Origin of the sequence: Citrobacter sp. Cpo015, assembly GCF_030333035.1 — a bacterium.
GTDB lineage: Bacteria > Pseudomonadota > Gammaproteobacteria > Enterobacterales > Enterobacteriaceae > Citrobacter > Citrobacter portucalensis.
The window spans coordinates 1,247,219-1,269,637 of the sequence record NZ_JAOWGS010000019.1 but is presented as its reverse complement, the minus strand read 5'-3'; the positions used below and the strand labels follow the sequence as shown (position 1 = coordinate 1,269,637).

Here is a 22,419-nt window from a genome sequence, read left to right as displayed (position 1 = left end):
CACACCTCATTCTGGCCGCCTGATGTCTACGATCCTCGATACCTTTATTGCCCCGCCTTGCCATGACAAGATAGAGACCCTCTATCAGGACGAGCATCTGGTGCTCATCAATAAACCCAGCGGGTTGCTTAGCCTGTCGGGCAAAAATCCGCAGAATCTCGATTCGGTACATCACCGGCTGGTACAGATTTACCCTGGCTGCACGCTGGTACATCGGCTTGATTTCGGCACCTCTGGGCTGATGGTGGTCGCTCGTAACAAGGCTATTAACGCCGCGCTTTGCCAGCAGTTCAGCCAGCGGACGATCACTAAGGTGTACAGTGCGCTGTTATGCGGGCATCTGGAAAACGACGAAGGGGTTATCGACGCCGCAATTGCCAAAGACCCGGCGCTGTTTCCATTGATGTCGATTTGTGCTCTCAACGGCAAACCCGCGCGCTCGCGCTATCAGGTTGTCGAGCGTTTTTATCATCGTCAGGAAGAGGGGACGTTGCTCCCCTTGACGCGGGTACAACTGACCCCTGAAACCGGGCGCACCCATCAACTACGGATCCATTGTCAGCAGTTGGGACATCCTATTTTGGGGGGCGCTCTGTACGGTGGACGTCTGCTGCCGGGGACTGAACAAACGCCACGGCTGATGCTGCATGCCAGTGAACTGCATTTCAGGCATCCCATTAGTGAAGCGTGGATGAACGCCAAAAACGCCAGCCCGTTTTGAGGCGAAAAAAAGCCGCCTGGTGGCGGCTTTTATGAGGTTATCGCGCAGCGCGTTGTAAAATAACCGCTGACGGCTGGCGTTGTAGAAACCGCATCCGCAGCATCATCAGTATCGCCGCAGAGGTCAGGCCGATAATAAAGCCCATCCAGAATCCCGCCGGTCCCATCCGGTCAACTACCAGATCGGTAAGCGCCAGAATATAACCGCTCGGCAGGCCCAGCACCCAGTATGCCGTAAAGGTAATAAAGAAAATGGAACGCGTATCTTTATAACCACGCAGGATCCCGCTGCCAATAACCTGGATAGAGTCCGAAATTTGATACACAGCGGCCAGTAACATGAGCTGAGCCGCCAGGGCGACAACTTCCGGGTTATTGTTATAGAGCAGGGCAATATGCTCGCGGAATGTCACGGTGAAAATCGCTGTTACGACCGCCATGCACACACCAACACCCAGACCCGTTCTGGCTGCGGTTTGCGCATCCAGCGTGGAACCCTGGCCCAGACGATAACCGACACGAATGGTGACGGCGGCAGCCAGAGACATTGGCAGGACGAACATTAACGAGCTGAAGTTCAGTGCGATTTGGTGTCCGGCTACGTCGACAATCCCCAGTGGAGAAACCAGCAGCGCGACCACCGCAAACAACGTCACTTCGAAAAATAACGCCAGCGCGATAGGTAAACCCAGCTGTACCAGACGCTTCATTACTGCGGTGTCAGGTTTCTGGAAACCACGCTCATTACGGATATCTCGCATTGAACGCGCACGTTTGATGTAAGAGAGCATGGCGATAAACATCACCCAGTAAACCGCTGCTGTTGCCACACCACAACCCACGCCACCCAGTTCCGGCATGCCTAAATGCCCATAGATGAAAACATAGTTAACCGGAATGTTCACCAGCAGGCCGAGAAATCCCATCACCATCGCCGGTTTAGTCTTGGCTAATCCTTCGCACTGGTTACGGGCTACCTGGAAGAACAGATAACCCGGTGCGCCCCACAGCAGGGCACGCAGGTAGCCAACGGCTTTATCTGCCAGCGCCGGGTCGATGTTATGCATGGAGCGAATAATGTACCCCGCGTTCCATAGCACAACCATAATCAGTACGGAGACGCTGCCCGCCAGCCAGAATCCCTGACGTATTTGATGGGCGATACGGTCGCGGCGTCCGGAACCATTGAGTTGCGCAATTACCGGCGTCAACGCCAGCAGTAGTCCGTGACCAAACAGAATGGCCGGTAGCCAGATGGACGTACCAATGGCGACTGCCGCCATATCCGTCGCGCTGTATCCGCCCGCCATGACGGTATCAACGAATCCCATTGCGGTTTGAGCGATTTGCGCAAGAATCACCGGAATTGCCAGAGCTAATAACTGACGCGCTTCACTTACATACTTTTGCACGTGTACACCACTATATTGTTGTTATTTGAGAGACTAAAAAAGCCGCCTTATATGGCAGCAAGGAGAAAAAGCAGGGGAAATTTCAGTCTATTGTAGCGAGGAATACGTAATTCTCCAGTGAAAAAACAGGCGCTGGTGGCGCATTGCTGGCAACCTGAATTTCCACCTGCTATTGTGCTGTGCAGAGATGTCTTAATTGAGTTCAGGAGTAGGAAGTATGTTTACGGGTATTGTGCAGGGCACTGCAAAATTGGTGTCCATTGATGAAAAACCGAATTTTCGTACGCATGTTGTGGAGTTGCCTGAATATATGCTGGATGCGCTGGAGACCGGCGCATCGGTTGCCCACAATGGATGCTGCCTGACGGTCACCGAAATTAACGGTAACCAGATAAGCTTCGACCTGATGAAAGAAACGCTGCGTATCACCAACCTGGGCGATCTGAAGGTCGGAGATTTGGTTAACGTTGAACGTGCGGCAAAATTCAGTGATGAGATTGGCGGACATTTAATGTCGGGCCATATTATGACCACTGCCGAAGTGTCGAAAATTCTGACCTCGGAGAATAACCGTCAGGTGTGGTTTAAAGTCCAGGATCCGTCGCTGATGAAATATATCCTGTACAAAGGATTTATTGGTATTGACGGTATCAGTCTGACGGTCGGTGAAGTGACGCCGACGCGTTTCTGTGTGCATTTGATTCCGGAAACGCTGGAGCGTACGACGCTTGGCAAGAAAAAGCTGGGCGCACGGGTTAATATCGAAATCGATCCCCAAACGCAGGCGGTGGTTGATACCGTTGAGCGTGTCCTGGCGGCGCGTGAAAGCGCCATCAGCAACATAACGGGCGAAGCGGGAGCCTAAGCCTGAGAGTAAAGCCCCCGTTGCTACGGGGGCGAAAACGATTAGCGGGGAACGCGCAGGCCGTGTTCAACACCGCGGGAAAAGACCACCTGCCATAGCTGAATATCTCGAGCACGAAACGCCCCGGCGCAGGCGTTCAGATAATAGCTGAACATCCGCTTGAAACGTTCGGTATAGTTATCGGCGATTTCAGGCCAGGAACTCATGAAACGCTCGTGCCATGCCATCAGCGTCGTGTCGTAATCCGCGCCAAAATTATGCCAGTCTTCCATCACAAAATGCGGTTCGCTGGCGTTGGCAATCTGGCGAACTGACGGCAAACACCCGTTTGGGAAGATATACTTATTGATCCACGGATCAACGTTATTGTCGGTCTTTTTGGAGCCGATGCTATGCAGTAAAAAGAGACCATCCGGTTTTAAATTACGATCGACCACCTCAAAATAGGTGGCGTAGTTCTTCGGTCCAACATGTTCAAACATGCCGACGGAGACAATGCGGTCGAATTTGTCGTTCAGGTCGCGATAATCCTGCAGCAAAATAGTGACATCCAGCCCAGCGCAACGTTCCTGTGCCATTTTCTGCTGTTCTGCCGAAATGGTCACACCCACCACGCTCACGCCATATTGCGATGCCATAAACTGGGATAAACCACCCCAGCCACAGCCAATATCAAGCACCCGCATTCCTGGCTTCAGTTGCAATTTTTCAGCAATCATTTTGAGCTTCGCCTGCTGGGCAGATTCCAGAGTGTTGGCATCTTTCCAGTAGGCGCAGGAATACTGCATATAGGGGTCAAGCATGCGGGTAAAGAGATCGTTGCCCAAATCGTAATGTTCTTTGCCGACCATCCACGCACGTTTTTTGGTCTGTAAATTGAACAGGCGAGCAGTGGCGATACGTAGCGTATCTTTAAAGTGGCGGGGGAGTTGGTTTTCAAGACCGGCACGCAAGACTTTACTAAAAAACATGTCCAGCCGGTCGCATTCCCACCAGCCATCCATATAACTTTCACCCAACCCTAACGATCCTTCCTGCAATACGCGTTTGAAAAAATCGGGGTTCTTTACTCGAATATCAGCCGGTGCAGGGCCATTAATGGCAATGCCTGCACGGCTCAATAATTCATTGGTAATGCGGTACCAGTCATCATCCGGTACGCTGACGTCTTCTAAACATGATGAACTCATAGCTTCTCCATCACTGGTCGGTGATCAGAACCTTAAAACAGCGTAGACGCTTTTTTGGGCTTTGTGAGAAATCTCACGGAATTAATCCGCGAATCTATAATCCGACGTAGAACAGAGGAAGGGAGAAACCCTTGCCGAAAAGGCCATCCGTGGTAAAACGGGAACGTTCTTGTCCCCGTTAACGCATTAAAATTATCGTTTTTTTAACAACTGAAAATCAGTATATGCCTGAATTTTTGACGATTCAACCAATAATTGTTAGCGGGCTAACTAAATGCCCGCAACCATTATTAGTGCGACTCTCCGTGGGCAACTTGCGCACGATCATCTGTTTGCGGGGCGTCAGTTTTCTGCGACTGCATTTTGTAACCCACAGCAGCCAGCAATACTGTTGTCAGCATAACGCTGGTGGTGGTGAGCAGTGGGGTGGCAATCAACCAGGAAACGACAAGGCTTGCCAGGAAGCATAAACCCAGTTGCAGCGTATTCTGCAATGCGGCTGCGCGTCCAGTGGCCTGTGGGAAAGGGCGTAATGCCTGCGCGACAACGATAGGGTAGATTGCGCCGTTCGCAATCGCCATAACGCAGAATGGGATCAGGATTTCAGCCAATGCAACATGATGAATAAAGCCGGTCGCCCAGGTGCCTACAACGCTGAAGGCATACAGAATGAGTAACCAGGGCAGCAGCTGACGACCCTGCCATTTTTGCAGCGCTGCACGACAGCCGTAACCACCAATTAAGAAGGCGATAGTTTGCGGAACATAGCTCAGACCAATTACCGCTGGGCTATAACCCATTTCGCTTAGGATGAACGGGGAACCCGTCAGCCATGCGAAAAAGCTCGCGGAACAGGCGGCATAAATCAGCACGTTTCCACGGTAAGTTTTCGAGCGCAGCAAGGTGGCGAAAGTCAGTTTATCCTGGCTGTCATCGCGCGCTTTAGCCGTTGGCTTTAGACGCAGAGCCGGAAGCATCAGAATCAGAGTAATGGCAAACAGAGTTGCAAAAATGGCCTGCCAGGAAAAATGTACCAGGATCCAACTGCCTAAAAGCGGGGCGAGTGCAGGAGATAACCCGACCAGCGGCATAATAGTGGCAAAGATGCGGTTTACTTTTTGTGAAGGATAATAATCGGTCACCAGCGCTTGCCAGATAACCGATGCCGCACAGACGCCAACGGCCTGAACAAATCGCAGTACCAGCAGACCAGTGGCGTTTTCAACCCACAGCATGCCCAGACTGCCCAGTGCAAAGATAGATAAACCCAGTAGCAAAATAGGTTTGCGACCGTAGTGGTCGGAAAGTGGCCCCCACAAAAGTTGCGCGACGGCAAAACCGGCTAAGAACAAGCTCAGGCTGGCGCTGACGGCAGATGCAGGTGTTTGCAGATCGGACTGAATAGCAGCAAAGGCGGGTAGATACATATCCGTTGCCAGAAAACCGAGCACGCTAAGACCTGCCAGCCAGACTAAAAACCCTTTCCCAGGTTGCATCATCATTTCTCTTTTTTAGCAGTAGAACAATGCCGCTGAGTGTAGTGAGTGTAATTCTCGCTGTGAAACGCTAATATTTGCTTACTGATTTCAAATTTTTTGCAGGCAGAATATGTGGTCGGAATATTCACTTGAAGTGGTTGATGCGGTTGCGCGTAACGGCAGTTTTAGTTCGGCCGCGCAGGAGCTGCACCGTGTACCTTCGGCAGTAAGCTACACCGTACGCCAGCTGGAAGAATGGCTAGCGGTGCCACTTTTTGAGCGACGCCATCGGGATGTGGAATTAACGCCTGCCGGGGCATGGTTTTTAAAAGAAGGCCGCTCTGTTATCAAAAAAATGCAGATCACGCGCCAGCAATGTCAGCAAATTGCCAACGGCTGGCGCGGACAGCTGGCGATCGCCGTCGATAACATTGTCCGCCCGGATCGTACCCGACAGATGATCGTGGATTTCTACCGTCACTTTGATGATGTGGAGTTGTTAGTTTTTCAGGAAGTGTTTAACGGCGTGTGGGACGCACTGTCTGATGGGCGTGTGGAGCTGGCCATCGGGGCCACACAGGCCATTCCGGTCGGGGGGCGCTATACCTTCCGCGATATGGGAATGCTGAGCTGGAGCTGCGTGGTAGCCAGTCATCACCCACTGGCGTCAATGCCTGGACCGTTAAGTGATGACACGTTGCGCAACTGGCCGTCACTGGTGCGCGAAGATACCTCCCGAACATTGCCGAAGCGTATTACCTGGCTGCTGGACAACCAAAAGCGCGTCGTCGTGCCGGACTGGGAATCTTCTGCGACCTGTTTGTCCGCGGGATTGTGTGTGGGCATGGTACCGACGCATTTTGCCAAGCCGTGGATCGATAGTGGTAAATGGGTTGCGCTGCAACTGGAGAACCCCTTTCCTGATGCCGCATGCTGTCTGACATGGCAGCAGAACGATACGTCACCGGCATTGAGTTGGCTGCTGGACTATTTAGGGGATAGTGAAACGTTGAACAAGGAATGGCTGCGGGAGCCAGATGAGACTCCCGCACAACAGGCTTAACGGCGGTAATCGCGGAACGGACCGTCGGCAACGGAGCGACGCTCAACCAGGCGCGGATGCACCTCGATAGACTGTGACTCTTCACGTTTATTCACGATACGGTCTAACAGCATGTTGAAGGCCGTTTCACCCAGTGAATCCTTCGGCTGGTGAATGGTCGTCAAGGCTGGCGTGAAGAAGCGGGCGTTGCGCACGTTGTCGTAGCCGATGAGTGAGACATCCTGCGGTACGCGCAGCCCCATTTCGTCAGCGGCGCACAGCGCACCCATTGCCATAATATCGCCACCGCAGAAGACAGCGGTCGGACGATGTGACTGCGACAGAATTTGCTGCATGGCGCGATAGCCGGATTCAGGCTCGAAATCGCCCTGAACAATCCAGTTTTCAGGCACTTTAATCAGCGCTTCTTCCATCGCTTTCATAAAGCCAGCCAGACGCCCGGCCCCGGTGTTACGTTCCATTGGGCCAGGGATCACGCCAATCTCACGATGACCGCGTTCTACCAGATACCGGCCCGCCATGTAACCGCCTTCGAAGGCGTTATCAATGACCGTATCGGTAAAGTCGGCTTTTGCTTCGCCCCAGTCCATGACGACCATCGGGATATGGCGATACTCTTCGAGCATCGAAAGCAGCGACTCCGGATACTCAGAACACATCACCAGCAGACCATCAACGCGCTTTTGCGCCATCATCGACAGATAAGCCTGCTGTTTTTCGAGACTGTTCCATGCGTTACCCAGGATCAGGGTATAGCCTTTCTGGAAACAGTTTTTCTCAACGGCTTCGATAATTTCGGCGAAATAGGCCGCTTCGCTGCTGGTCGCCAGCAAGCCGATAGACTTGGTGTGATTTACCTTCAGGCTGCGGGCAACTGCGCTCGGAGAATAGTGCAGTTCTTTGATTGCTGCCCAGACAGCATTACGTGTTTCTTCCGCGACAAAGCGCGTCTTGTTAATTACGTGTGATACGGTTGTAGTGGAAACGTTTGCTCGCTTCGCTACATCTTTAATTGTTGCCATTACATCTCACTCCAGACCATATCCTAAGCTCCTGAGAATACTCCAGGTAAACGTTTGCCTTTACACACCCTTATCGCAACGTAAGGGTTGCGGCACGCCGGGAAAACGACACGGAACGTCAGGAAGGGGTCAATGGCCGGTACGCTAATCAAGTAAGCGTGGAATTTTGTCTGATCTTAACGAAAAGGGGAAGAGTTAAAAGCAGTTATCAATATAAATCGTGAGAGATTTTTGCTTTCAAGTGTGTAAAAATGCGCAATATCACTTTTTGTGTGGGAATAAAAAGGAGAAAACTTGATGAGCACCGATCTGAAATTTTCGTTAGTGACTACCATTATTGTTCTGGGTTTGATCGTCGCGGGTGGTCTGACCGCAGCGCTGCATTGATTTCCCCGAGGGAGTTAGCTCTCCCTCATCCCTTCGACTCGTTTTTCCCCTCTATTGTTTGCGAATAAGCAAAAGTCTTTTGCAGTTTTGTTAACTTTATTAATTTTGCGATCAATGTCATGCTTTTGACTCTTATTTTATGTCGTGCCACGGCTCGACGAAACGGAGTCGAAATATGAAAATCAATTACCCTTTACTGGCGCTGGCAATCGGGGCGTTTGGTATTGGCACCACCGAGTTTTCGCCAATGGGGTTATTGCCCGTCATTGCTAAAGGTGTGGACGTCTCGATTCCGGCGGCTGGCATGCTGATCAGCGCTTATGCGGTAGGTGTGATGGTAGGTGCACCGCTGATGACATTGCTGCTGTCTCATCGTGCGCGACGTAATGCTTTGATATTCCTGATGGCGATTTTCACGCTGGGTAATGTGCTTTCGGCTATCTCACCGGATTACACCACGCTGATGCTATCGCGTATTTTGACCAGTCTTAACCATGGGGCCTTTTTTGGTCTCGGTTCTGTGGTTGCAGCCAGTGTGGTACCCAAACATAAGCAGGCCAGCGCTGTGGCAACGATGTTTATGGGGTTAACCATCGCCAATATTGGCGGCGTTCCGGCGGCGACCTGGCTTGGTGAAACCATCGGCTGGCGCATGTCGTTTATGGCCACTGCGGGGCTGGGTGTCATTGCGATGGTCAGCCTGTTCTTCTCATTACCCAAGGGTGGAGCAGGAGAGCGCCCGGATGTCCGTAGCGAACTGGCGGTACTTATGCGCCCGCAGGTGCTGTCGGCGTTACTGACTACCGTACTGGGTGCTGGGGCAATGTTCACGCTTTATACCTACATCTCGCCGGTTCTGCATACTATCACTCATGCTACACCGGCATTTGTTACCGGGATGCTGGTGTTGATAGGCGTTGGCTTCTCGATCGGTAACTATTTTGGCGGCAAACTGGCTGACCGTTCAGTCAACGGTACGCTGAAAGGCTTTTTACTGCTGCTGATGGTTATTATGCTGGCCATTCCTTTCCTTGCGCGTAATGAGCTGGGAGCGGCGGTCAGTATGGTGGTCTGGGGCGCGGCGACGTTTGCGGTCGTTCCACCGTTGCAGATGCGTGTGATGCGCGTTGCCAGCGAAGCACCTGGATTATCATCGTCAGTCAATATTGGCGCGTTTAATCTGGGGAACGCTCTGGGGGCTGCGGCCGGTGGGGCGGTAATATCTGGCGGCCTGGGCTACAGTTTTGTACCGGTGATGGGGGCGATTGTGGCGGGTCTTGCGCTGCTGCTGGTGTTCATTTCCGCAAGAAGACAGCCTGAAGAGGCTTTCACTACCGCGAATTAATGCAAAAACGCAGAAGGAAGTCCTTCTGCGTTATCTTTTTTATGCTGCGAAGTTCTTCGCAACAAATTCCCAGTTCACCAGCGCCCAGAAATGTTCCAGGTAGCCAGGACGGGCATTGCGATAATCGATGTAGTAGGCGTGTTCCCATACGTCAACGGTCATCAGCGGCGTCGCGTCGGTGGTCAGCGGAGTACCTGCGTTGGAGGTGGAGACGATAGCCAGTTTGCCATCCGTTCCTTTAACCAGCCAGGTCCAGCCAGAACCGAAGTTTTTGATAGCGGCATCGGTGAATTGCGCTTTGAAATCTGCAAAGCTGCCAAAGGAGGCGGCAATTGCATCAGCCAGTTTACCGGTTGGTTCGCCACCGGCGTTCGGTGCCAGGCAGTTCCAGTAGAACGTGTGGTTCCATACTTGTGCTGCGTTATTGAATACACCGCCTTCAGAGCTACGAACGATCTCTTCCAGTGATTTGCCTTCAAACGCCGTGCCTTTAATCAGATTGTTCAGATTGGTCACGTAGGTTTGATGGTGTTTGCCATAGTGATATTCCAGCGTTTCGGCAGAAATGTGCGGTGCCAGAGCATCTTTGGCATACGGTAATGCAGGTAATTCAAACGACATTGCTTCTCTCCTTATTATTTATATTGAGTACACACAATAGCCTCATTGTGAGTAAGGATAGGGTAGCAAATTGAAAGGTTATGCAAAAGAAGAACTTACCCTACAGCATGTTCTGTAGGGTAAGTTTTTAGCGAATTGTTTTTGGCGTCATTACCCGACGAGCGCCCACATAGTGGCGCTGCCAGTAATCTTCGCTCAGAGAGGTGATTTGAATTTCCTGCCCGCTGCGCGGTGACTGAATAAACTTACCGTTGCCGACGTAGACGCCGACGTGATCGGCTGTTCCGCGACCCTGGGTACGAAAGAATACCAGATCACCATTTTTCAGTTCGCCACGTTCAATTGGTGCGGCATCACGCAGATGGTACATTTCATTCGCGGTACGCGGAATGCGGAACTTCACCAGATCTTTATAGGCGTAATAAACCAGACCGCTGCAGTCAAACCCGGTTCTTGGCGAGGAGCCGCCCCAACGATAAGGTTTGCCGATTTGGTTCATCAAGGTAGACATAGCGGTTTTAGTCGCTTTCTGCACTTTCACTTTATGTGCATCAGCAAGCGTAGTCGGTGCAGTGGTTTTCACCTTCACGCAGCGTGGTTTATGACCTTTGCGCGGTGTGCATTTTTCCGTCCAGGTAACGGCTGCGGTTTGTGCTGCGGCAGTTTTACCACGGCGATTTGCAGTTTTAGTCGACTTTGCCGGAGTGGCAGTGCGTTTTTTAGAAGAGGAAGCGGTTTTGGTGCTGGTTTTGCTGGTGGTTTTTGTCGCCGTTTTCTTACTGGTCTTTGTTGTTTTTTGGCTGGTTGTTGCGCTTTTCTTTTTATCTACCGTTTTGATGGTGTGAGAATTGGTAGGTGTCGTCCTGGCCTGCTTGGAAGCATGAGCCATAGGCGTAAAGGGCAGTGTAGTAAAAAGTAAAGCACAGAGCGTGATCGAGATTCGGTTTATCCGCGCCACTGAGCAGTCCTCTGGTAAGGCAGGTCTATCGTGCCTGCGTGTGATTTTCAAAACTTGACGATTCTAATCTATAGAAAGAGGGAAAGTTAATAGCTTTTTTAGTTTAAAACTGCGTTTCGTAACCGACCGCAAAAAAAAACAGCAAATAGAGATAGAATTGGTGAACAGATAATCAAATCCACATGTTTGAAGGGGATAAGTGAGATTGTGAATGCAACTTTTAGCGTCAGGGGATAAAATAATAACGCGTAATGAAAATGTTATTTTCCGTTGCCTGTCTGACCCGTTACAATGTCAGACTACTGCCGTAAAAGAAGTTTAAGGAAGCAAGATAATGAGCACCACTATCGAAAAAATCCAGCGCCAGATCGCTGAAAACCCGATTCTCCTGTACATGAAAGGTTCCCCTAAACTGCCAAGCTGCGGTTTCTCCGCACAGGCTGTGCAGGCGCTGTCAGCCTGTGGTGAACGCTTTGCTTATGTTGATATTCTGCAGAACCCGGATATTCGCGCCGAACTGCCGAAATACGCAAACTGGCCAACTTTCCCACAGCTGTGGGTTGATGGTGAGCTGGTTGGCGGTTGTGACATTCTGATCGAAATGTACCAGCGCGGTGAGTTGCAGCAGCTGATTAAAGAAACAGCAGCGAAATACAAAACCGAAGAGCCGGACGCTGAGTAATACCAGCAGAAGTAAAAAAGCGACCTGAAATGGTCGCTTTTTTTATGTCGCCGTTACGCTTCTTCAGGCACGGGAAGAGGCCAACCGCCGAGACGTTTCCAGCGGTTAACGATTTCGCAAAACAGCACGGCCGTACGTTCGGTGTCATACAGCGCCGAGTGCGCCTGATTCCCGTCAAACTCCATTCCCGCCGCCAGGCACGCTTTTGACAACACAGTCTGCCCCAGAGACAGACCGCTTAATGCTGCCGTATCAAAGGTTACAAATGGGTGGAACGGATTACGTTTGAGCGAGGCGCGTTCTGCTGCAGCCATCATGAAACTGTGGTCGAACGTAGCGTTATGCGCCACCATGATTGCCCGATTGCAGCCGCTGTCTTTAATGCCTTTACGCACCATTTTGAAGATGGCATGCAGAGCATCATATTCGCTGACCGCACCGCGTAGCGGATTGTTAGGGTCAATACCGTTAAAGGCGAGCGCTTCCGGTTGCAAATTGGCACCTTCAAACGGCTCTACGTGGAAATGTAACGTCGTGTCCGGCATCAGCCAGCCTTGTTCATCCATTTTCAGTGTGATGGCGGCAATCTCAAGCAGCGCATCGGTTTTGGCATTGAACCCTGCGGTTTCGACATCAATGACGACAGGATAAAAACCACGAAAACGGTCACACAGACCGGAAAGTTGAGCGTTATCGGACATCTGGGTCTCTTAATACGGGAAAATTGCAGCGCGTATTATGGCAAAATGATGAGTATAAAACTATGGGCACAGACGATCTGCGCCCGAGGGGGAGATTAATCGCCCAGGCCGCGCCCGGCGTCTTTCTCTTCGATCAGCTCAATTTTGTAGCCGTCCGGATCTTCAACGAACGCAATCACTGTGGTGCCGCCTTTTACTGGACCAGCTTCACGCGTTACGTTACCGCCATTCTGGCGAATACGTTCACAGGCTTCAGCCGCGTTGTCTACGCTCAGGGCGATATGGCCATAGGCAGTACCCAGATCATACTTGTCGACACCCCAGTTATAGGTCAGTTCGATTACTGCTTCACTGGTTTCAGGACCGTAGCCGACAAAAGCCAGAGAGTACTTGTATTCAGGGTTTTCGCTGGTACGCAGCAGCTTCATGCCCAGCACGTTGGTATAAAACTCGATAGAACGCTGCAGGTCACCCACGCGCAGCATGGTATGGAGTAAACGCATCTTTTTCCCCTTCGAAAATGGCTAATACATTCAAAATGTTGTTTTAGTATAGCGGCGTTGTTACGCCGCTATCAATGGCAGAACGGAGATTGTGACGTTAGAGGGTAGGATAGTCGGTGTAACCTTCCGCGCCGCCGCCGTAGAAGCTCTCGGCACGTTGCGGATTCAGTTCTGCTTTGCGTTGCAGACGCGCCACCAGATCCGGGTTAGCAATATAGGCGCGACCAAAAGCAACGGCGTCGATCAGACCTTTCTCGATCAGCGCTTCTGCTTTTTCTGGGGTGTAAGCACCAGCACCAATGATAGGGCCGTGGAAGCGCGCGCGAACTTTTTCGCGGAACGCATCGGAATACGGCTCGCCACCGGCCCAGTCCGGCTCAGACATGTGCAGGTAAGCGATTCCACGCTTGCCCAATTGTTCAATCAGATACAGCGCATCGGCTTCTTCGTTTGGACCATTGTCTACGTTCTGGAAAGTGCCAATCGGGGAGACGCGAATACCAATGCGATCGGCACCCCATTCTTTAATACCGGCGTCAACCACTTCCAGCACCAGACGCGCACGATTTTCGACGCTGCCACCGTATTGATCGGTGCGCTGGTTAGACGTTGGCGACAGGAACTGGTGCAGCAGGTAGCCGTGGGCAGAGTGCAGTTCAACCATATCGAAACCCGCTTCGCGCGCATTGGCTATCGCCTGACGGAAGTCATTAACGATGCCCGGAATCTCTTCGGTTTCCAGCGCACGCGGCATTGAGGTATCGGCACGCGTTGCCAGGCCGTTTTCATCGCGCAGCGAGGTGCGGGTTCCAGCGCTAATCGCGGAAGGTGCAACTGGAGCTTGACCGTTTGGCTGCAGACTGGCGTGAGAAATGCGTCCAGTGTGCCACAACTGGACAGCAATATGACCTTGCTCAGCGTGTACGGCAGCAGTGATTTTCTTCCATGCGGCAATTTGCGCTTCGCTGTGTAAGCCGGGTGCTCCGGCATAGCCTTTCGCCTGTGCGGAAATCTGCGTCGCTTCGCTGATGATAAGACCCGCGCTGGCGCGTTGACGGTAATACTCGGCCATCAGCGGAGTAGGGATGTCGCCAGGCTCAATACTGCGCAGACGCGTCAGTGGCGCCATAAATACGCGGTTTGCTGCCGTAATGGCACCCACTTTCAGTGGGGAAAACAGTTTTTCAGATGACATGTGGCACTCCTGAATAGACCGGTCGTCTAGTAATAAAGAAAATAAAAACGCCTGTTAAACGGCAGGCGTTGTGATGATGTTTTTAACGTGCGCCAGCGCATTTTCCAGCGGAGTGGCGCTACGAGAAATCTTGGCCTGCAGGTTGGCGCCAAGCCACAGCGCATACAGTACCTGCGCCTGCTGTAATGGCTCGCCAACAAAAGACAGACAATGGCTGGCCTGACCTTTCTCCAGCGCCTGCGCTAACAGCACAATAATGTGCCGCGCGCCTTTATCCATCGCTGTGCGCATATCTTCTGACAGATCGCACACTTCGGCAGACAGTTTTACAGTTAAACAGCCGCTAATAATGCCGTGCTGGCTAAACTGGTTCAGGGTTTCCTGATAGTAGGCCAGAATTCGATCGCGGTAGTTTCCCGCTCCCGTATCAAAGTGCGTAGCCAGTCGCCGATGATAGGCCGCATAGTGGCGTTCCAGCATCGCGACACCGAACGCTTCTTTAGAGCGAAAGTAATGATAAAACGAACCTTTGGGTACTTCAGCGGTTTTCAGTAGTTCGCTTAACCCCATGCCGGTGAAGCCGCGCTGCATACACAGCAGTTCGCCAGTCGCCAGCAGATGTTCGCGTGTATCGTGTTCAGTGATTTTGTTCATGGGAAGGAGTGTAATAGACCAGTCGGTCTAATGCAATAGCGCTTGCGAGAAATTCAGTTAACGTCTTCAATAGGTATATCAATCTTATTAAAGGAGGGGATGTGGCCGAACAGCTGGAGTTTTTCCCCGTCCAGAGCCCATGCCGTGGAATATGTCAGTCTGACGAACGCGGCTTTTGCCGTGGCTGTTTTCGCAGTCGGGATGAGCGTTTTAACTGGCAAAAGATGAGCGATACCCAAAAGCAGGAAGTGCTGCGGCTTTGTCGTCAGCGCCTGATGCGTAAATTACGTGCAAACAAAGCCAACCCTTCGGAAGAACCGCAACAACCTTCACTCTTTTAAAAGCGTAATTGCGTATACTCGAGACACATTCACTTAAAAGGAAGCTGCTATGGTTCAGCGTATTACTATTGCGCCGCAAGGCCCGGAATTTTCTCGCTTTGTGATGGGGTACTGGCGCCTGATGGACTGGAATATGTCCGCGCGCCAGCTAGTCAGCTTTATTGAAGAGCATCTGGATCTTGGCGTGACCACCGTCGATCACGCCGATATTTACGGTGGATACCAGTGTGAAGCGGCGTTTGGTGAGGCAATGAAACTGGCTCCGCATTTGCGTGAAAAAATGCAGATTGTGACCAAATGCGGGATCGCGACGACGGCGCGCGCGGAAAATGCGCTGGGCCACTACATCACCGACAGTGCACATATTATTGCCAGTGCGGAAGAGTCGCTGAAGCTGCTGGCGACCGATCATATTGATCTGCTGCTGATCCACCGTCCCGATCCGCTTATGGATGCTGACGATGTCGCCGACGCTTTTAAAAAATTGCACCATAGTGGCAAAGTGCGTCACTTTGGCGTCTCCAACTTCACCCCGGCACAGTTCTCATTGCTGCAATCGCGTCTGCCGTTTACTCTGGCGACCAACCAGGTAGAAATTTCACCAGTACATCAGCCGCTCCTGTTGGATGGTACTTTAGATCAACTGCAACAGCTGCGCATTCGCCCGATGGCCTGGTCCTGTCTCGGCGGTGGTCGCCTGTTTAATGATGATGCTTTCCAGCCTTTACGTAATGAGCTTGCCGTGATCGCAGAAGAGTTGAATGCGCAATCTATTGAGCAGGTGGTATACGCCTGGATTTTACGTCTGCCGTCTCAGCCGCTGCCGATTATTGGCTCAGGAAAAATAGAGCGTGTACGTGCTGCCATTGAGTCTGAGTCGCTGAACATGTCTCGCCAGCAATGGTTCCGCATTCGTAAAGCGGCGCTGGGTTACGACGTACCCTAATCGCGTTTTTGGCGCATCTCCGTTCAAATTTGTGTCACTGGTTTACACTTAACAATCAGACACCTTTTGGACGGAGGTCTTATGAAGCGTTTGAGTTTGGCCATCATCACTCTACTTGCCTGTGCAGGTGCGCAGGCTGCCAGTGAAGAAAAAGTGACGATGAATCTGGTCACATCGCAAGGCGTCGGCCAGGCGATTGGTACGGTCACTATTGCTGAAACCGCAAAGGGGCTGGAGTTTACGCCCGATCTGAAAGCGTTGCCGCTAGGTGAACATGGCTTCCATGTGCATATGAACGGCAGCTGCCAACCCGCGATTAAAGAAGGGAAAGCCTCAGCCGCAGAATCGGCTGGTGGCCATTATGATCCGCATCAAACCGGTAAACATGAAGGCCCGGAAGGCGCAGGTCATATGGGCGACCTGCCGCTATTGGTGGTGAATAACGAAGGTAACGCCACAACGCCGGTCGTTGCGCCGCGGCTGAAAACGATCGATGAGGTTAAAGGCAAAGCGCTGATGATCCATGTGGGCGGCGATAATATGTCCGATCAACCGAAACCGCTTGGCGGTGGCGGAGCGCGCTACGCCTGTGGTGTTATCAAATAATCAACGACTGAGAGTACCCGGTGGCGGCGCCTGTTCGAGTTGTGAAAGCGAGCAGTGTAGCCGCCAGACCAGTGCCGACAGTTCCTGCGCAGCGGGTTGATGATGGTGGGCAAGCGTATCGCAGATGCGCTGTAGCTCATTCAGCGTGGCATTCAGTGGTCGTTGCTGGACGCCACGTTCGCTCATTACATCGCGCAGCAGCGAGATACACACGTCCCTGACGCGAGCCAGCGGATCGGAACGCGCCTCCCAGGTGCGCAGTTGCCACACCACATGCGAGCAGTTCAGTAAAACGACCCCCCAACGTAATAACCAGCGTCGCGCCAGCGCATCCTGACTGTTGCTGAGCTGGCTGACGTGATGATAGGTCAGCGATTCAAATTCGTTTTCACTGAGCGATGGATGTCGGCTGAGCTGATCGACAAAATCCCGGCGCAGGGCGCGAATATGGCGGCGACTTTTCCGTGCATCCGATCCGGGGCGCAGAATGGCGAAGGCCAGCCATGACAGCGCCACGCCGGTGATTTTCGCCATATTGTCATTCAGGAAATCAGCAAAATCATATACCGGCGGATTGGTCACCGCGATAAACGAACCCATAAATACAATCAGTTGCCCCCAAAGACCTGCCAGGGCAGGCATTTGTAGCTTCAACAGTTGCATGGTGGCGAGTAGCGGGAAGAGAAAGAGAATAAACTGCCAGAGGTCGGAAATTTGCACCATCAGGCCAAACTTAACCACAAAGCTAAATAGCGACAGTAGAACCAGCGTACGCATCAGCAAAGAAAGCGACTTGAACGGTGTGGCAACGGCGGAATACAGCACACTGCTGATCGCGGCGAGCGTGAGTGCGCCAGAGCCTGATTCCCATTGTGCACCAATGCTCCATGCGCCGATAAGCATCAAAGTGCAGAACGTACGCAACCCGCTCCAGATAGCTTCCGCATTATCGGTATGACGGGCAAGTCCCGGCGTGCGGGCGATATTAATACGCTCGGCGGTAACACCATTTTCCAGTAAATGCAGATAATGACTGCTGCGCAGGTAGAGCCGACAAAAATAACGCAGTCGTTGCCAGAAGGCGACGTGTCGATAGTCGCGGGCATCGACGGGCCGCAGTGGGGCAATTATACGTGCGACGGTGTAGCTATTCGCATTGGATTTTATTAGTTCGCTGAGCAACTGCTCGATGATTTCCCGGGTGTTGGACGGGGGATTAGGCCAGTTCAGCAGCATCCTGCGCAGACTGGAAATCACGCTGGTCATCCGTAACTGCTGGTGCAACAGCGAATTGAGCAAAGCATTCTGGCGACGAAAGCGGTAATGACTCCAGAAAGCCTGAATACGCAGCAGGTTCATGGTCAGAATCTGCCCGATAACACCTTCATGGGCTGTGCGAATGGCATCCGTGGTTTCTGGTTGCCAGAGTAGGCTGGCATGTTCCAGTAAACGTGAATGCATGTTTTTCAATGCAGTCAGTAACGTGGTGCCATCGGAGGTGCTGGGCAGGATCATCATCATCACGCCGCCACACAGGATACCGACGATGACTTCACACACGCGTGCCTGCGCGATATCCCATAACTGCGTAATTTCCACGGTATTGACCATGGGAAACGCAATGATCGCCGCCGTATAACCCGCCAGTTGAAAGGCGTAGGCAACGTTATTGGTGAAGTGCGCGCATGCCCAGGTACAAAAACCGATCCACACTGACATGCTCAGCAAAAACAGCCACGGCTCATTGAGAGTATGACCGGCAATAATCAATGCGGCGGTGGCACCCAGTAAGCTACCCGCCACGCGACCCAGACTTTTGCTGATAACCCCGCCAACGGTGGGAAAACTGACCACCGCCGCCGAGGTCATCGCCCAGTAGGGCTCGTCCAGATTCAGATAATAAGCAAAAGTTAACGCCAGGCACATCGCAATGGTGTTACGCAGCGCATAACGCCACTGTGCCGCCGTGGCTTTAAACCACGGCAAATTGCCTGGTGTCAGGCGGGGCAGTTTCATTTACGCTGGCCGATGGATACGCTGCAGGTTGTACCTGACACCAGCGTGACCTCCCGCGGCAGGGCGTCGAATTCGATGCGTACCGGGACACGCTGCGCCAGACGCACCCACGGCACGTTGGGTTTGATGTCGGGAATCAGGCCGGAATCACTTTCCACACTTTGATCGTAGATGGCACGGCCAATACTGGAAACGTGACCCTGTAACTTTACATTGCCGCTGTAGAGTGTAATCGTCGCAGGTGCGCCTTCTCGAATATGGCGCAATTTGGTTTCTTCAAAATACCCCATCACATAAAAAGAGTGACTGTCGACAAGGGCAAACAGGGGCTTACCGGTTGAAGCGTAGTCTCCGCTACGGGTTGAAAGATTGGTGACCCAACCCGCTACGGGGGCTTTGACCACCGTTTGCGTCAGCTGCCACTGGGCCTGGCGCAAACTGGCCTCAGCCGCTTCAACGCTTGCCTGCATGGCTTTCACGTTGAGATTTGCGGTATCCAGATCCTCGGCTGAGATGTAATTTTGCGATAAATGACGGCGGCGGTTGGCTTCGTTATTGGCTTTCGCCAGGTCAGACTGCGCTTTTGCTAGTTGCGCTTGCGCATTCAGTTCAGCAATGTGAAATGGCGTCTTGTCGATAATAAAAAGGACATCGCCTTTATTCACAAACTGGTTATCTTTTATATAGAGTTCGCTAATGCTGCCTGACACCTGCGGCGTGATGCTGACCTGCTCAGCACGTACTTTGCCATCACGTGTCCAGGGCGATTGCATATAGTAATTCCACATCCACCATCCGGCGAAAACTGCGATTGCAGCGACTATAATAGTGGAGAAGTATTTAACGGTTTTAAGCGACATAATCACCACGCTATCAGCATAACAAAGGCCAGACATACGCAAAGCGTAAAGAGTGACAGATCCATTAGCAGGGGATGCCAGATTTCGCCGGAGTAAATCCAGTCGCGCAGCAGGCGATGAACAACCAGCCAGAGAATAAATCCTGCTACAATCGCCTTGAAAACAGGAGGAAAGTAGACAGATGCGCCGATCATTAAATCTTGTAGGGGCAATCCTGTTGCATTAAACATAAACTTCACGGGCAAAATCCTTGGCGGAAGAGAGCATTGCTATAGGTTTAGCAAAAAAGGGACAATGAGTCTCCGTAACGCATAATGTCTGAAAAAATGTCAGCCGGTAAGCAAATTTGGCAATACATTTGTTTTGGGAATACAAATGCTGCACACTATTCTAAAATCAGCACAATAACTTAGCAAGCTAATTATAAGGAGATGAAATTGGAATCGCCATTAGGTTCTGATCTGGCACGGTTGGTGCGCATTTGGCGTGCTCTGATTGACCATCGCCTGAAACCTCTGGAGTTGACGCAGACGCATTGGGTTACGCTGCACAACATTCATCAGTTGCCGCCGGATCAATCGCAGATTCAGTTGGCTAAAGCGATTGGCATCGAGCAGCCTTCGTTGGTACGTACGCTTGACCAGTTGGAAGAAAAGGGACTCATTTCACGACAGACTTGCGCCAGCGATCGTCGAGCTAAGAGAATTAAACTGACAGAGAAGGCTGAGCCGCTGATCGCTGATATGGAAGCGGTGATCAACAAAACACGTGGAGAAATTCTGGAAGGGATTTCAGCTGAGGAAATTGATCTGCTGATTAAGCTGGTTGCCAAACTCGAACACAATATTATTGAACTGCAGTCACAAGGTTGAAACGATAAGTTACGTGTGGCCAGAGCCTGACCACACGTGAATTCGATTAGCGTGGAGACACGGTAACCTGGCTGCCGTTGTTAGCCATAACAACGCGCTGGCCGGCTGAAAACTTGGTCGCACCCTGTTTCTGAACCACCATGATGGTATTACCATCATCCTTACGGATTTCCAGTTCCACACCCTGGGTTTTATTCATCGCACCTTGTACGCCTTGACCCGCTACGCCACCGGCAACTGCACCTGCAGCCGTCGCTAATGAACGACCCGTACCGCCGCCGACGGTGTTACCAAGGAACCCGCCGAGTACCGCACCACCAATAGCACCAATCACGTTTGCGTCATCGCCACCCTGGATTTGCACCGGACGAACATGAACAATCGTACCGTAGGTAACGTTCTGAACTTGTTTCGCTTCGGATGCGGTATATACGTCGCCTGAAAGGCTGTCATTGTTAACGCAACCCGCTAAAGATACGCCCATTAATGAAACAATCAGCACACGTTTAATCATTTACAAATCTCCTTTGTCACCACGAAACGCTAATAAAGCACCCTTCATGGCTAAATTATATGGCATTTGTGAGCCTAAGGTCACATGTTCTACTGGAACAATATGAAAATCTTAACCGAAATCGGATCAACCGAGTATAAACGAATCATTCATGTAATTGATGTAATTAAACGATCATTGTAATGATTAGCCACCAAAAATCATTAAGGAAGCATGGCATTAGTCGACACTTTATGGTTGAGTGTCAAGGCTAATTTGCTTAAAAGGATGACCTATGAAATCGGGCCGTTTTATCGGTGTAATGTCTGGAACCAGCCTTGATGGCGTCGATGTTGTGCTGGCGACAATAGATGAAACGATGGTTGCGCAGCAGGCGAGTCTGACCTGGCCCATCCCCATCCATGTTAAACAAGCGATTCTGGATATCTGCCAGGGGCAGCAGCTTACACTTTCTCAGTTTGGTCAGTTAGATGCACAGCTCGGTTATCTATTTGCTGAGGCGGTGAATGCGCTGTTGGCGCAAGAAAAATTGAAACCGCAGGATATCGTTGCGATTGGTTGCCACGGGCAAACCGTGTGGCATGAACCGAACGGTGCTGCGCCGCACACGCTGCAAATTGGTGATAACAACCAGATAGTCGCGCGTACCGGGATAACCGTAGTCGGTGATTTTCGTCGACGTGATATCGCCCTCGGCGGGCAGGGTGCACCGCTCGTTCCCGCGTTTCATCAGGCACTGCTGGCACATCCAACCGAACGGCGAATGGTGTTAAACATCGGCGGAATTGCCAATCTGTCTCTGCTTATTCCGCAACAACCCGTTCGCGGATACGACACCGGGCCGGGCAATATGCTGATGGATGCATGGATCTGGCGGCAATGTGGCCAGCCCTACGACAAAGATGCGCAGTGGGCCATTTCAGGAACGGTGATCCTGCCGTTGCTGCAGAATATGCTTAACGACCCTTATTTTTCCGCGCCTGCGCCGAAAAGCACCGGCCGTGAGTATTTTAATTACGGCTGGATAGAGCGTCATCTGGCGCAGTTTCCGGGAATTAGCCCACGAGATGTACAGGCGACGCTTGCCGAACTGACGGCAGTAACCATTTCAGAGCAGGTCTTGTTAAGCGGCGGCTGTGATCGACTCATGGTTTGCGGTGGAGGGAGCCGTAATCCACTGCTGATGATGCGTCTGGCGGCATTATTACCGGGTACAGAGGTTACCTCTACCGATGAAGCCGGGATCAGCGGTGATGATATGGAAGCGTTAGCCTTTGCCTGGCTGGCGTGGCGAACGCTGGCCGGATTACCGGGAAATTTACCTTCTGTGACGGGGGCGTCAGAGCCGAGTGTTTTAGGGGCAATTTATCCTGCCAATCCGCGAACTCAGAGTTAACTGAAATTATTCAGCGCGGTATGCCGGTAAACTAAGGATATTAGGGAGGGTGCCATTACCCTCCAGGACCAG

The 22,419-nt window shown here is 51.8% G+C and carries 24 protein-coding genes and 1 pseudogene; 11 read left to right on the top strand and 14 right to left on the bottom strand.

Annotation, left to right across the window (positions count from 1 at the left end):
* Positions 1 to 22: 22 nt before the first annotated feature.
* Positions 23 to 721 (top strand): RluA family pseudouridine synthase, encoded by a 699-nt coding sequence (locus OGY67_RS06160; protein WP_286573775.1) that lies wholly within the window; start codon positions 23 to 25, stop codon positions 719 to 721.
* Positions 722 to 758: 37 nt separating this feature from the next.
* Here OGY67_RS06160 and mdtK read toward each other — a convergent pair whose 3' ends face one another.
* Positions 759 to 2,132, bottom strand: coding sequence for a multidrug efflux MATE transporter MdtK (gene mdtK, locus OGY67_RS06155; protein WP_008784661.1), 1,374 nt, complete (start codon positions 2,130 to 2,132; stop codon positions 759 to 761).
* Between the two features lie 217 nt (positions 2,133 to 2,349).
* On the opposite strand from mdtK, the gene OGY67_RS06150 reads away from it, so the two are divergent.
* Positions 2,350 to 2,997, top strand: coding sequence for a riboflavin synthase (locus OGY67_RS06150; protein ID WP_003832752.1), 648 nt, complete (start codon positions 2,350 to 2,352; stop codon positions 2,995 to 2,997).
* A 41-nt stretch (positions 2,998 to 3,038) separates the two neighbouring features.
* Here the strand turns inward: OGY67_RS06150 and cfa are convergent, their stop codons facing one another.
* Complete coding sequence (cfa, locus tag OGY67_RS06145; RefSeq protein ID WP_234095857.1) at positions 3,039 to 4,187, bottom strand: cyclopropane fatty acyl phospholipid synthase; 1,149 nt, start codon at positions 4,185 to 4,187, stop codon at positions 3,039 to 3,041.
* 290 nt (positions 4,188 to 4,477) lie between these two features.
* Positions 4,478 to 5,683 carry a purine nucleoside transporter PunC gene (gene punC / locus OGY67_RS06140; protein WP_032943314.1) on the bottom strand — a complete coding sequence of 402 codons (1,206 nt, stop codon included), beginning with the start codon at positions 5,681 to 5,683 and terminating at the stop codon, positions 4,478 to 4,480.
* A gap of 112 nt (positions 5,684 to 5,795) precedes the next feature.
* Here punC and punR point away from each other — a divergent pair, with 112 nt between their 5' ends.
* Positions 5,796 to 6,728: a DNA-binding transcriptional activator PunR gene (punR, locus tag OGY67_RS06135; protein WP_003029215.1), complete on the top strand. Its 933-nt coding sequence runs from the start codon at positions 5,796 to 5,798 to the stop codon at positions 6,726 to 6,728.
* Here the strand turns inward: punR and purR are convergent.
* Positions 6,725 to 7,750 carry an HTH-type transcriptional repressor PurR gene (gene purR, locus OGY67_RS06130; RefSeq protein WP_003832757.1) on the bottom strand — a complete coding sequence of 342 codons (1,026 nt, stop codon included), beginning with the start codon at positions 7,748 to 7,750 and terminating at the stop codon, positions 6,725 to 6,727. The two genes, punR and purR, sit on opposite strands and share 4 nt — an antisense overlap.
* A gap of 297 nt (positions 7,751 to 8,047) precedes the next feature.
* Here purR and cydH point away from each other — a divergent pair, with 297 nt between their 5' ends.
* Positions 8,048 to 8,137 carry a cytochrome bd-I accessory subunit CydH gene (gene cydH / locus OGY67_RS06125; RefSeq protein ID WP_003029209.1) on the top strand — a complete coding sequence of 30 codons (90 nt, stop codon included), beginning with the start codon at positions 8,048 to 8,050 and terminating at the stop codon, positions 8,135 to 8,137.
* A 175-nt stretch (positions 8,138 to 8,312) separates the two neighbouring features.
* Positions 8,313 to 9,482, top strand: coding sequence for an MFS transporter (locus tag OGY67_RS06120; RefSeq protein WP_008784665.1), 1,170 nt, complete (start codon positions 8,313 to 8,315; stop codon positions 9,480 to 9,482).
* 39 nt (positions 9,483 to 9,521) lie between these two features.
* Here OGY67_RS06120 and sodB read toward each other — a convergent pair whose 3' ends face one another.
* A complete protein-coding gene (gene sodB / locus OGY67_RS06115) occupies positions 9,522 to 10,103 on the bottom strand; it encodes a superoxide dismutase [Fe] (RefSeq protein ID WP_003029205.1) in 582 nt (193 codons plus the stop codon).
* Between the two features lie 127 nt (positions 10,104 to 10,230).
* Complete coding sequence (locus OGY67_RS06110; RefSeq protein ID WP_003832759.1) at positions 10,231 to 11,061, bottom strand: C40 family peptidase; 831 nt, start codon at positions 11,059 to 11,061, stop codon at positions 10,231 to 10,233.
* Between the two features lie 334 nt (positions 11,062 to 11,395).
* Between OGY67_RS06110 and grxD the strand changes: the two genes are divergently transcribed.
* A complete protein-coding gene (gene grxD / locus OGY67_RS06105; protein WP_003832760.1) occupies positions 11,396 to 11,743 on the top strand; it encodes a monothiol glutaredoxin 4 in 348 nt (115 codons plus the stop codon).
* Between the two features lie 53 nt (positions 11,744 to 11,796).
* On the opposite strand, the gene rnt is transcribed toward grxD, so the two are convergent.
* The 4 genes from rnt to OGY67_RS06085 all read right to left on the bottom strand — a co-directional run bounded on the left by rnt (position 11,797) and on the right by OGY67_RS06085 (position 14,796).
* Positions 11,797 to 12,444 (bottom strand): ribonuclease T, encoded by a 648-nt coding sequence (rnt, locus tag OGY67_RS06100; RefSeq protein WP_003029200.1) that lies wholly within the window; start codon positions 12,442 to 12,444, stop codon positions 11,797 to 11,799.
* Between the two features lie 95 nt (positions 12,445 to 12,539).
* Positions 12,540 to 12,947, bottom strand: coding sequence for a lactoylglutathione lyase (gloA, locus tag OGY67_RS06095; protein WP_003832762.1), 408 nt, complete (start codon positions 12,945 to 12,947; stop codon positions 12,540 to 12,542).
* Between the two features lie 97 nt (positions 12,948 to 13,044).
* Positions 13,045 to 14,142 carry an alkene reductase gene (locus OGY67_RS06090; RefSeq protein ID WP_032943320.1) on the bottom strand — a complete coding sequence of 366 codons (1,098 nt, stop codon included), beginning with the start codon at positions 14,140 to 14,142 and terminating at the stop codon, positions 13,045 to 13,047.
* Positions 14,143 to 14,196: 54 nt separating this feature from the next.
* A complete protein-coding gene (locus tag OGY67_RS06085) occupies positions 14,197 to 14,796 on the bottom strand; it encodes a TetR/AcrR family transcriptional regulator (RefSeq protein ID WP_003832766.1) in 600 nt (199 codons plus the stop codon).
* A gap of 101 nt (positions 14,797 to 14,897) precedes the next feature.
* Between OGY67_RS06085 and OGY67_RS06080 the strand changes: the two genes are divergently transcribed.
* From OGY67_RS06080 to sodC, 3 genes are all read left to right on the top strand, one after another.
* Positions 14,898 to 15,137 (top strand): DUF1289 domain-containing protein, encoded by a 240-nt coding sequence (locus OGY67_RS06080; RefSeq protein WP_003832768.1) that lies wholly within the window; start codon positions 14,898 to 14,900, stop codon positions 15,135 to 15,137.
* A gap of 49 nt (positions 15,138 to 15,186) precedes the next feature.
* Positions 15,187 to 16,083 carry an aldo/keto reductase gene (locus tag OGY67_RS06075; RefSeq protein WP_048214269.1) on the top strand — a complete coding sequence of 299 codons (897 nt, stop codon included), beginning with the start codon at positions 15,187 to 15,189 and terminating at the stop codon, positions 16,081 to 16,083.
* A gap of 81 nt (positions 16,084 to 16,164) precedes the next feature.
* A complete protein-coding gene (gene sodC / locus OGY67_RS06070) occupies positions 16,165 to 16,689 on the top strand; it encodes a superoxide dismutase [Cu-Zn] SodC (RefSeq protein WP_100272515.1) in 525 nt (174 codons plus the stop codon).
* On the opposite strand, the pseudogene OGY67_RS06065 reads toward sodC, so the two are convergent.
* The 3 genes and pseudogenes from OGY67_RS06065 to OGY67_RS06055 form a co-directional block, all read right to left on the bottom strand.
* Positions 16,665 to 18,705, bottom strand: a pseudogene (locus tag OGY67_RS06065) (FUSC family protein). The gene sodC and the pseudogene OGY67_RS06065 overlap by 25 nt on opposite strands.
* Positions 18,702 to 19,565, bottom strand: coding sequence for an efflux RND transporter periplasmic adaptor subunit (locus tag OGY67_RS06060; protein ID WP_071446502.1), 864 nt, complete (start codon positions 19,563 to 19,565; stop codon positions 18,702 to 18,704). The pseudogene OGY67_RS06065 and the gene OGY67_RS06060 overlap by 4 nt, the downstream one beginning before the upstream one ends.
* Before the next feature lie 2 nt (positions 19,566 to 19,567).
* Positions 19,568 to 19,804, bottom strand: a complete 237-nt coding sequence (locus OGY67_RS06055; protein WP_003029180.1) for a DUF1656 domain-containing protein — start codon at positions 19,802 to 19,804, stop codon at positions 19,568 to 19,570.
* Positions 19,805 to 19,996: 192 nt separating this feature from the next.
* Here OGY67_RS06055 and slyA point away from each other — a divergent pair, with 192 nt between their 5' ends.
* On the top strand, positions 19,997 to 20,437 hold the full coding sequence (gene slyA / locus OGY67_RS06050) for a transcriptional regulator SlyA (RefSeq protein ID WP_008784672.1): 441 nt from the start codon (positions 19,997 to 19,999) through the stop codon (positions 20,435 to 20,437).
* 46 nt (positions 20,438 to 20,483) lie between these two features.
* Here the strand turns inward: slyA and slyB are convergent, their stop codons facing one another.
* Complete coding sequence (slyB, locus tag OGY67_RS06045; RefSeq protein ID WP_003029175.1) at positions 20,484 to 20,951, bottom strand: outer membrane lipoprotein SlyB; 468 nt, start codon at positions 20,949 to 20,951, stop codon at positions 20,484 to 20,486.
* 274 nt (positions 20,952 to 21,225) lie between these two features.
* On the opposite strand from slyB, the gene anmK reads away from it, so the two are divergent.
* A complete protein-coding gene (anmK, locus tag OGY67_RS06040) occupies positions 21,226 to 22,347 on the top strand; it encodes an anhydro-N-acetylmuramic acid kinase (protein ID WP_008784673.1) in 1,122 nt (373 codons plus the stop codon).
* Positions 22,348 to 22,419: the final 72 nt, after the last annotated feature.

Excerpts from the sequence above, each read along its gene's own strand:
- punC (WP_032943314.1), bottom strand. The coding sequence starts at position 5,683 with ATGCAACCTGGGAAAGGGTTTTTAGTCTGGCTGGCAGGTCTTAGCGTG.
- gloA (WP_003832762.1), bottom strand. The coding sequence starts at position 12,947 with ATGCGTTTACTCCATACCATGCTGCGCGTGGGTGACCTGCAGCGTTCT.
- sodB (WP_003029205.1), bottom strand. The coding sequence starts at position 10,103 with ATGTCGTTTGAATTACCTGCATTACCGTATGCCAAAGATGCTCTGGCA.
- grxD (WP_003832760.1), top strand. The coding sequence starts at position 11,396 with ATGAGCACCACTATCGAAAAAATCCAGCGCCAGATCGCTGAAAACCCG.
- OGY67_RS06150 (WP_003832752.1), top strand. The coding sequence starts at position 2,350 with ATGTTTACGGGTATTGTGCAGGGCACTGCAAAATTGGTGTCCATTGAT.
- OGY67_RS06075 (WP_048214269.1), top strand. The coding sequence starts at position 15,187 with ATGGTTCAGCGTATTACTATTGCGCCGCAAGGCCCGGAATTTTCTCGC.
- OGY67_RS06120 (WP_008784665.1), top strand. The coding sequence starts at position 8,313 with ATGAAAATCAATTACCCTTTACTGGCGCTGGCAATCGGGGCGTTTGGT.
- slyA (WP_008784672.1), top strand. The coding sequence starts at position 19,997 with ATGAAATTGGAATCGCCATTAGGTTCTGATCTGGCACGGTTGGTGCGC.
- cfa (WP_234095857.1), bottom strand. The coding sequence starts at position 4,187 with ATGAGTTCATCATGTTTAGAAGACGTCAGCGTACCGGATGATGACTGG.
- anmK (WP_008784673.1), top strand. The coding sequence starts at position 21,226 with ATGAAATCGGGCCGTTTTATCGGTGTAATGTCTGGAACCAGCCTTGAT.
- rnt (WP_003029200.1), bottom strand. The coding sequence starts at position 12,444 with ATGTCCGATAACGCTCAACTTTCCGGTCTGTGTGACCGTTTTCGTGGT.
- punR (WP_003029215.1), top strand. The coding sequence starts at position 5,796 with ATGTGGTCGGAATATTCACTTGAAGTGGTTGATGCGGTTGCGCGTAAC.
- cydH (WP_003029209.1), top strand. The coding sequence starts at position 8,048 with ATGAGCACCGATCTGAAATTTTCGTTAGTGACTACCATTATTGTTCTG.
- OGY67_RS06085 (WP_003832766.1), bottom strand. The coding sequence starts at position 14,796 with ATGAACAAAATCACTGAACACGATACACGCGAACATCTGCTGGCGACT.
- slyB (WP_003029175.1), bottom strand. The coding sequence starts at position 20,951 with ATGATTAAACGTGTGCTGATTGTTTCATTAATGGGCGTATCTTTAGCG.
- sodC (WP_100272515.1), top strand. The coding sequence starts at position 16,165 with ATGAAGCGTTTGAGTTTGGCCATCATCACTCTACTTGCCTGTGCAGGT.
- OGY67_RS06160 (WP_286573775.1), top strand. The coding sequence starts at position 23 with ATGTCTACGATCCTCGATACCTTTATTGCCCCGCCTTGCCATGACAAG.
- purR (WP_003832757.1), bottom strand. The coding sequence starts at position 7,750 with ATGGCAACAATTAAAGATGTAGCGAAGCGAGCAAACGTTTCCACTACA.
- OGY67_RS06090 (WP_032943320.1), bottom strand. The coding sequence starts at position 14,142 with ATGTCATCTGAAAAACTGTTTTCCCCACTGAAAGTGGGTGCCATTACG.
- OGY67_RS06060 (WP_071446502.1), bottom strand. The coding sequence starts at position 19,565 with ATGTCGCTTAAAACCGTTAAATACTTCTCCACTATTATAGTCGCTGCA.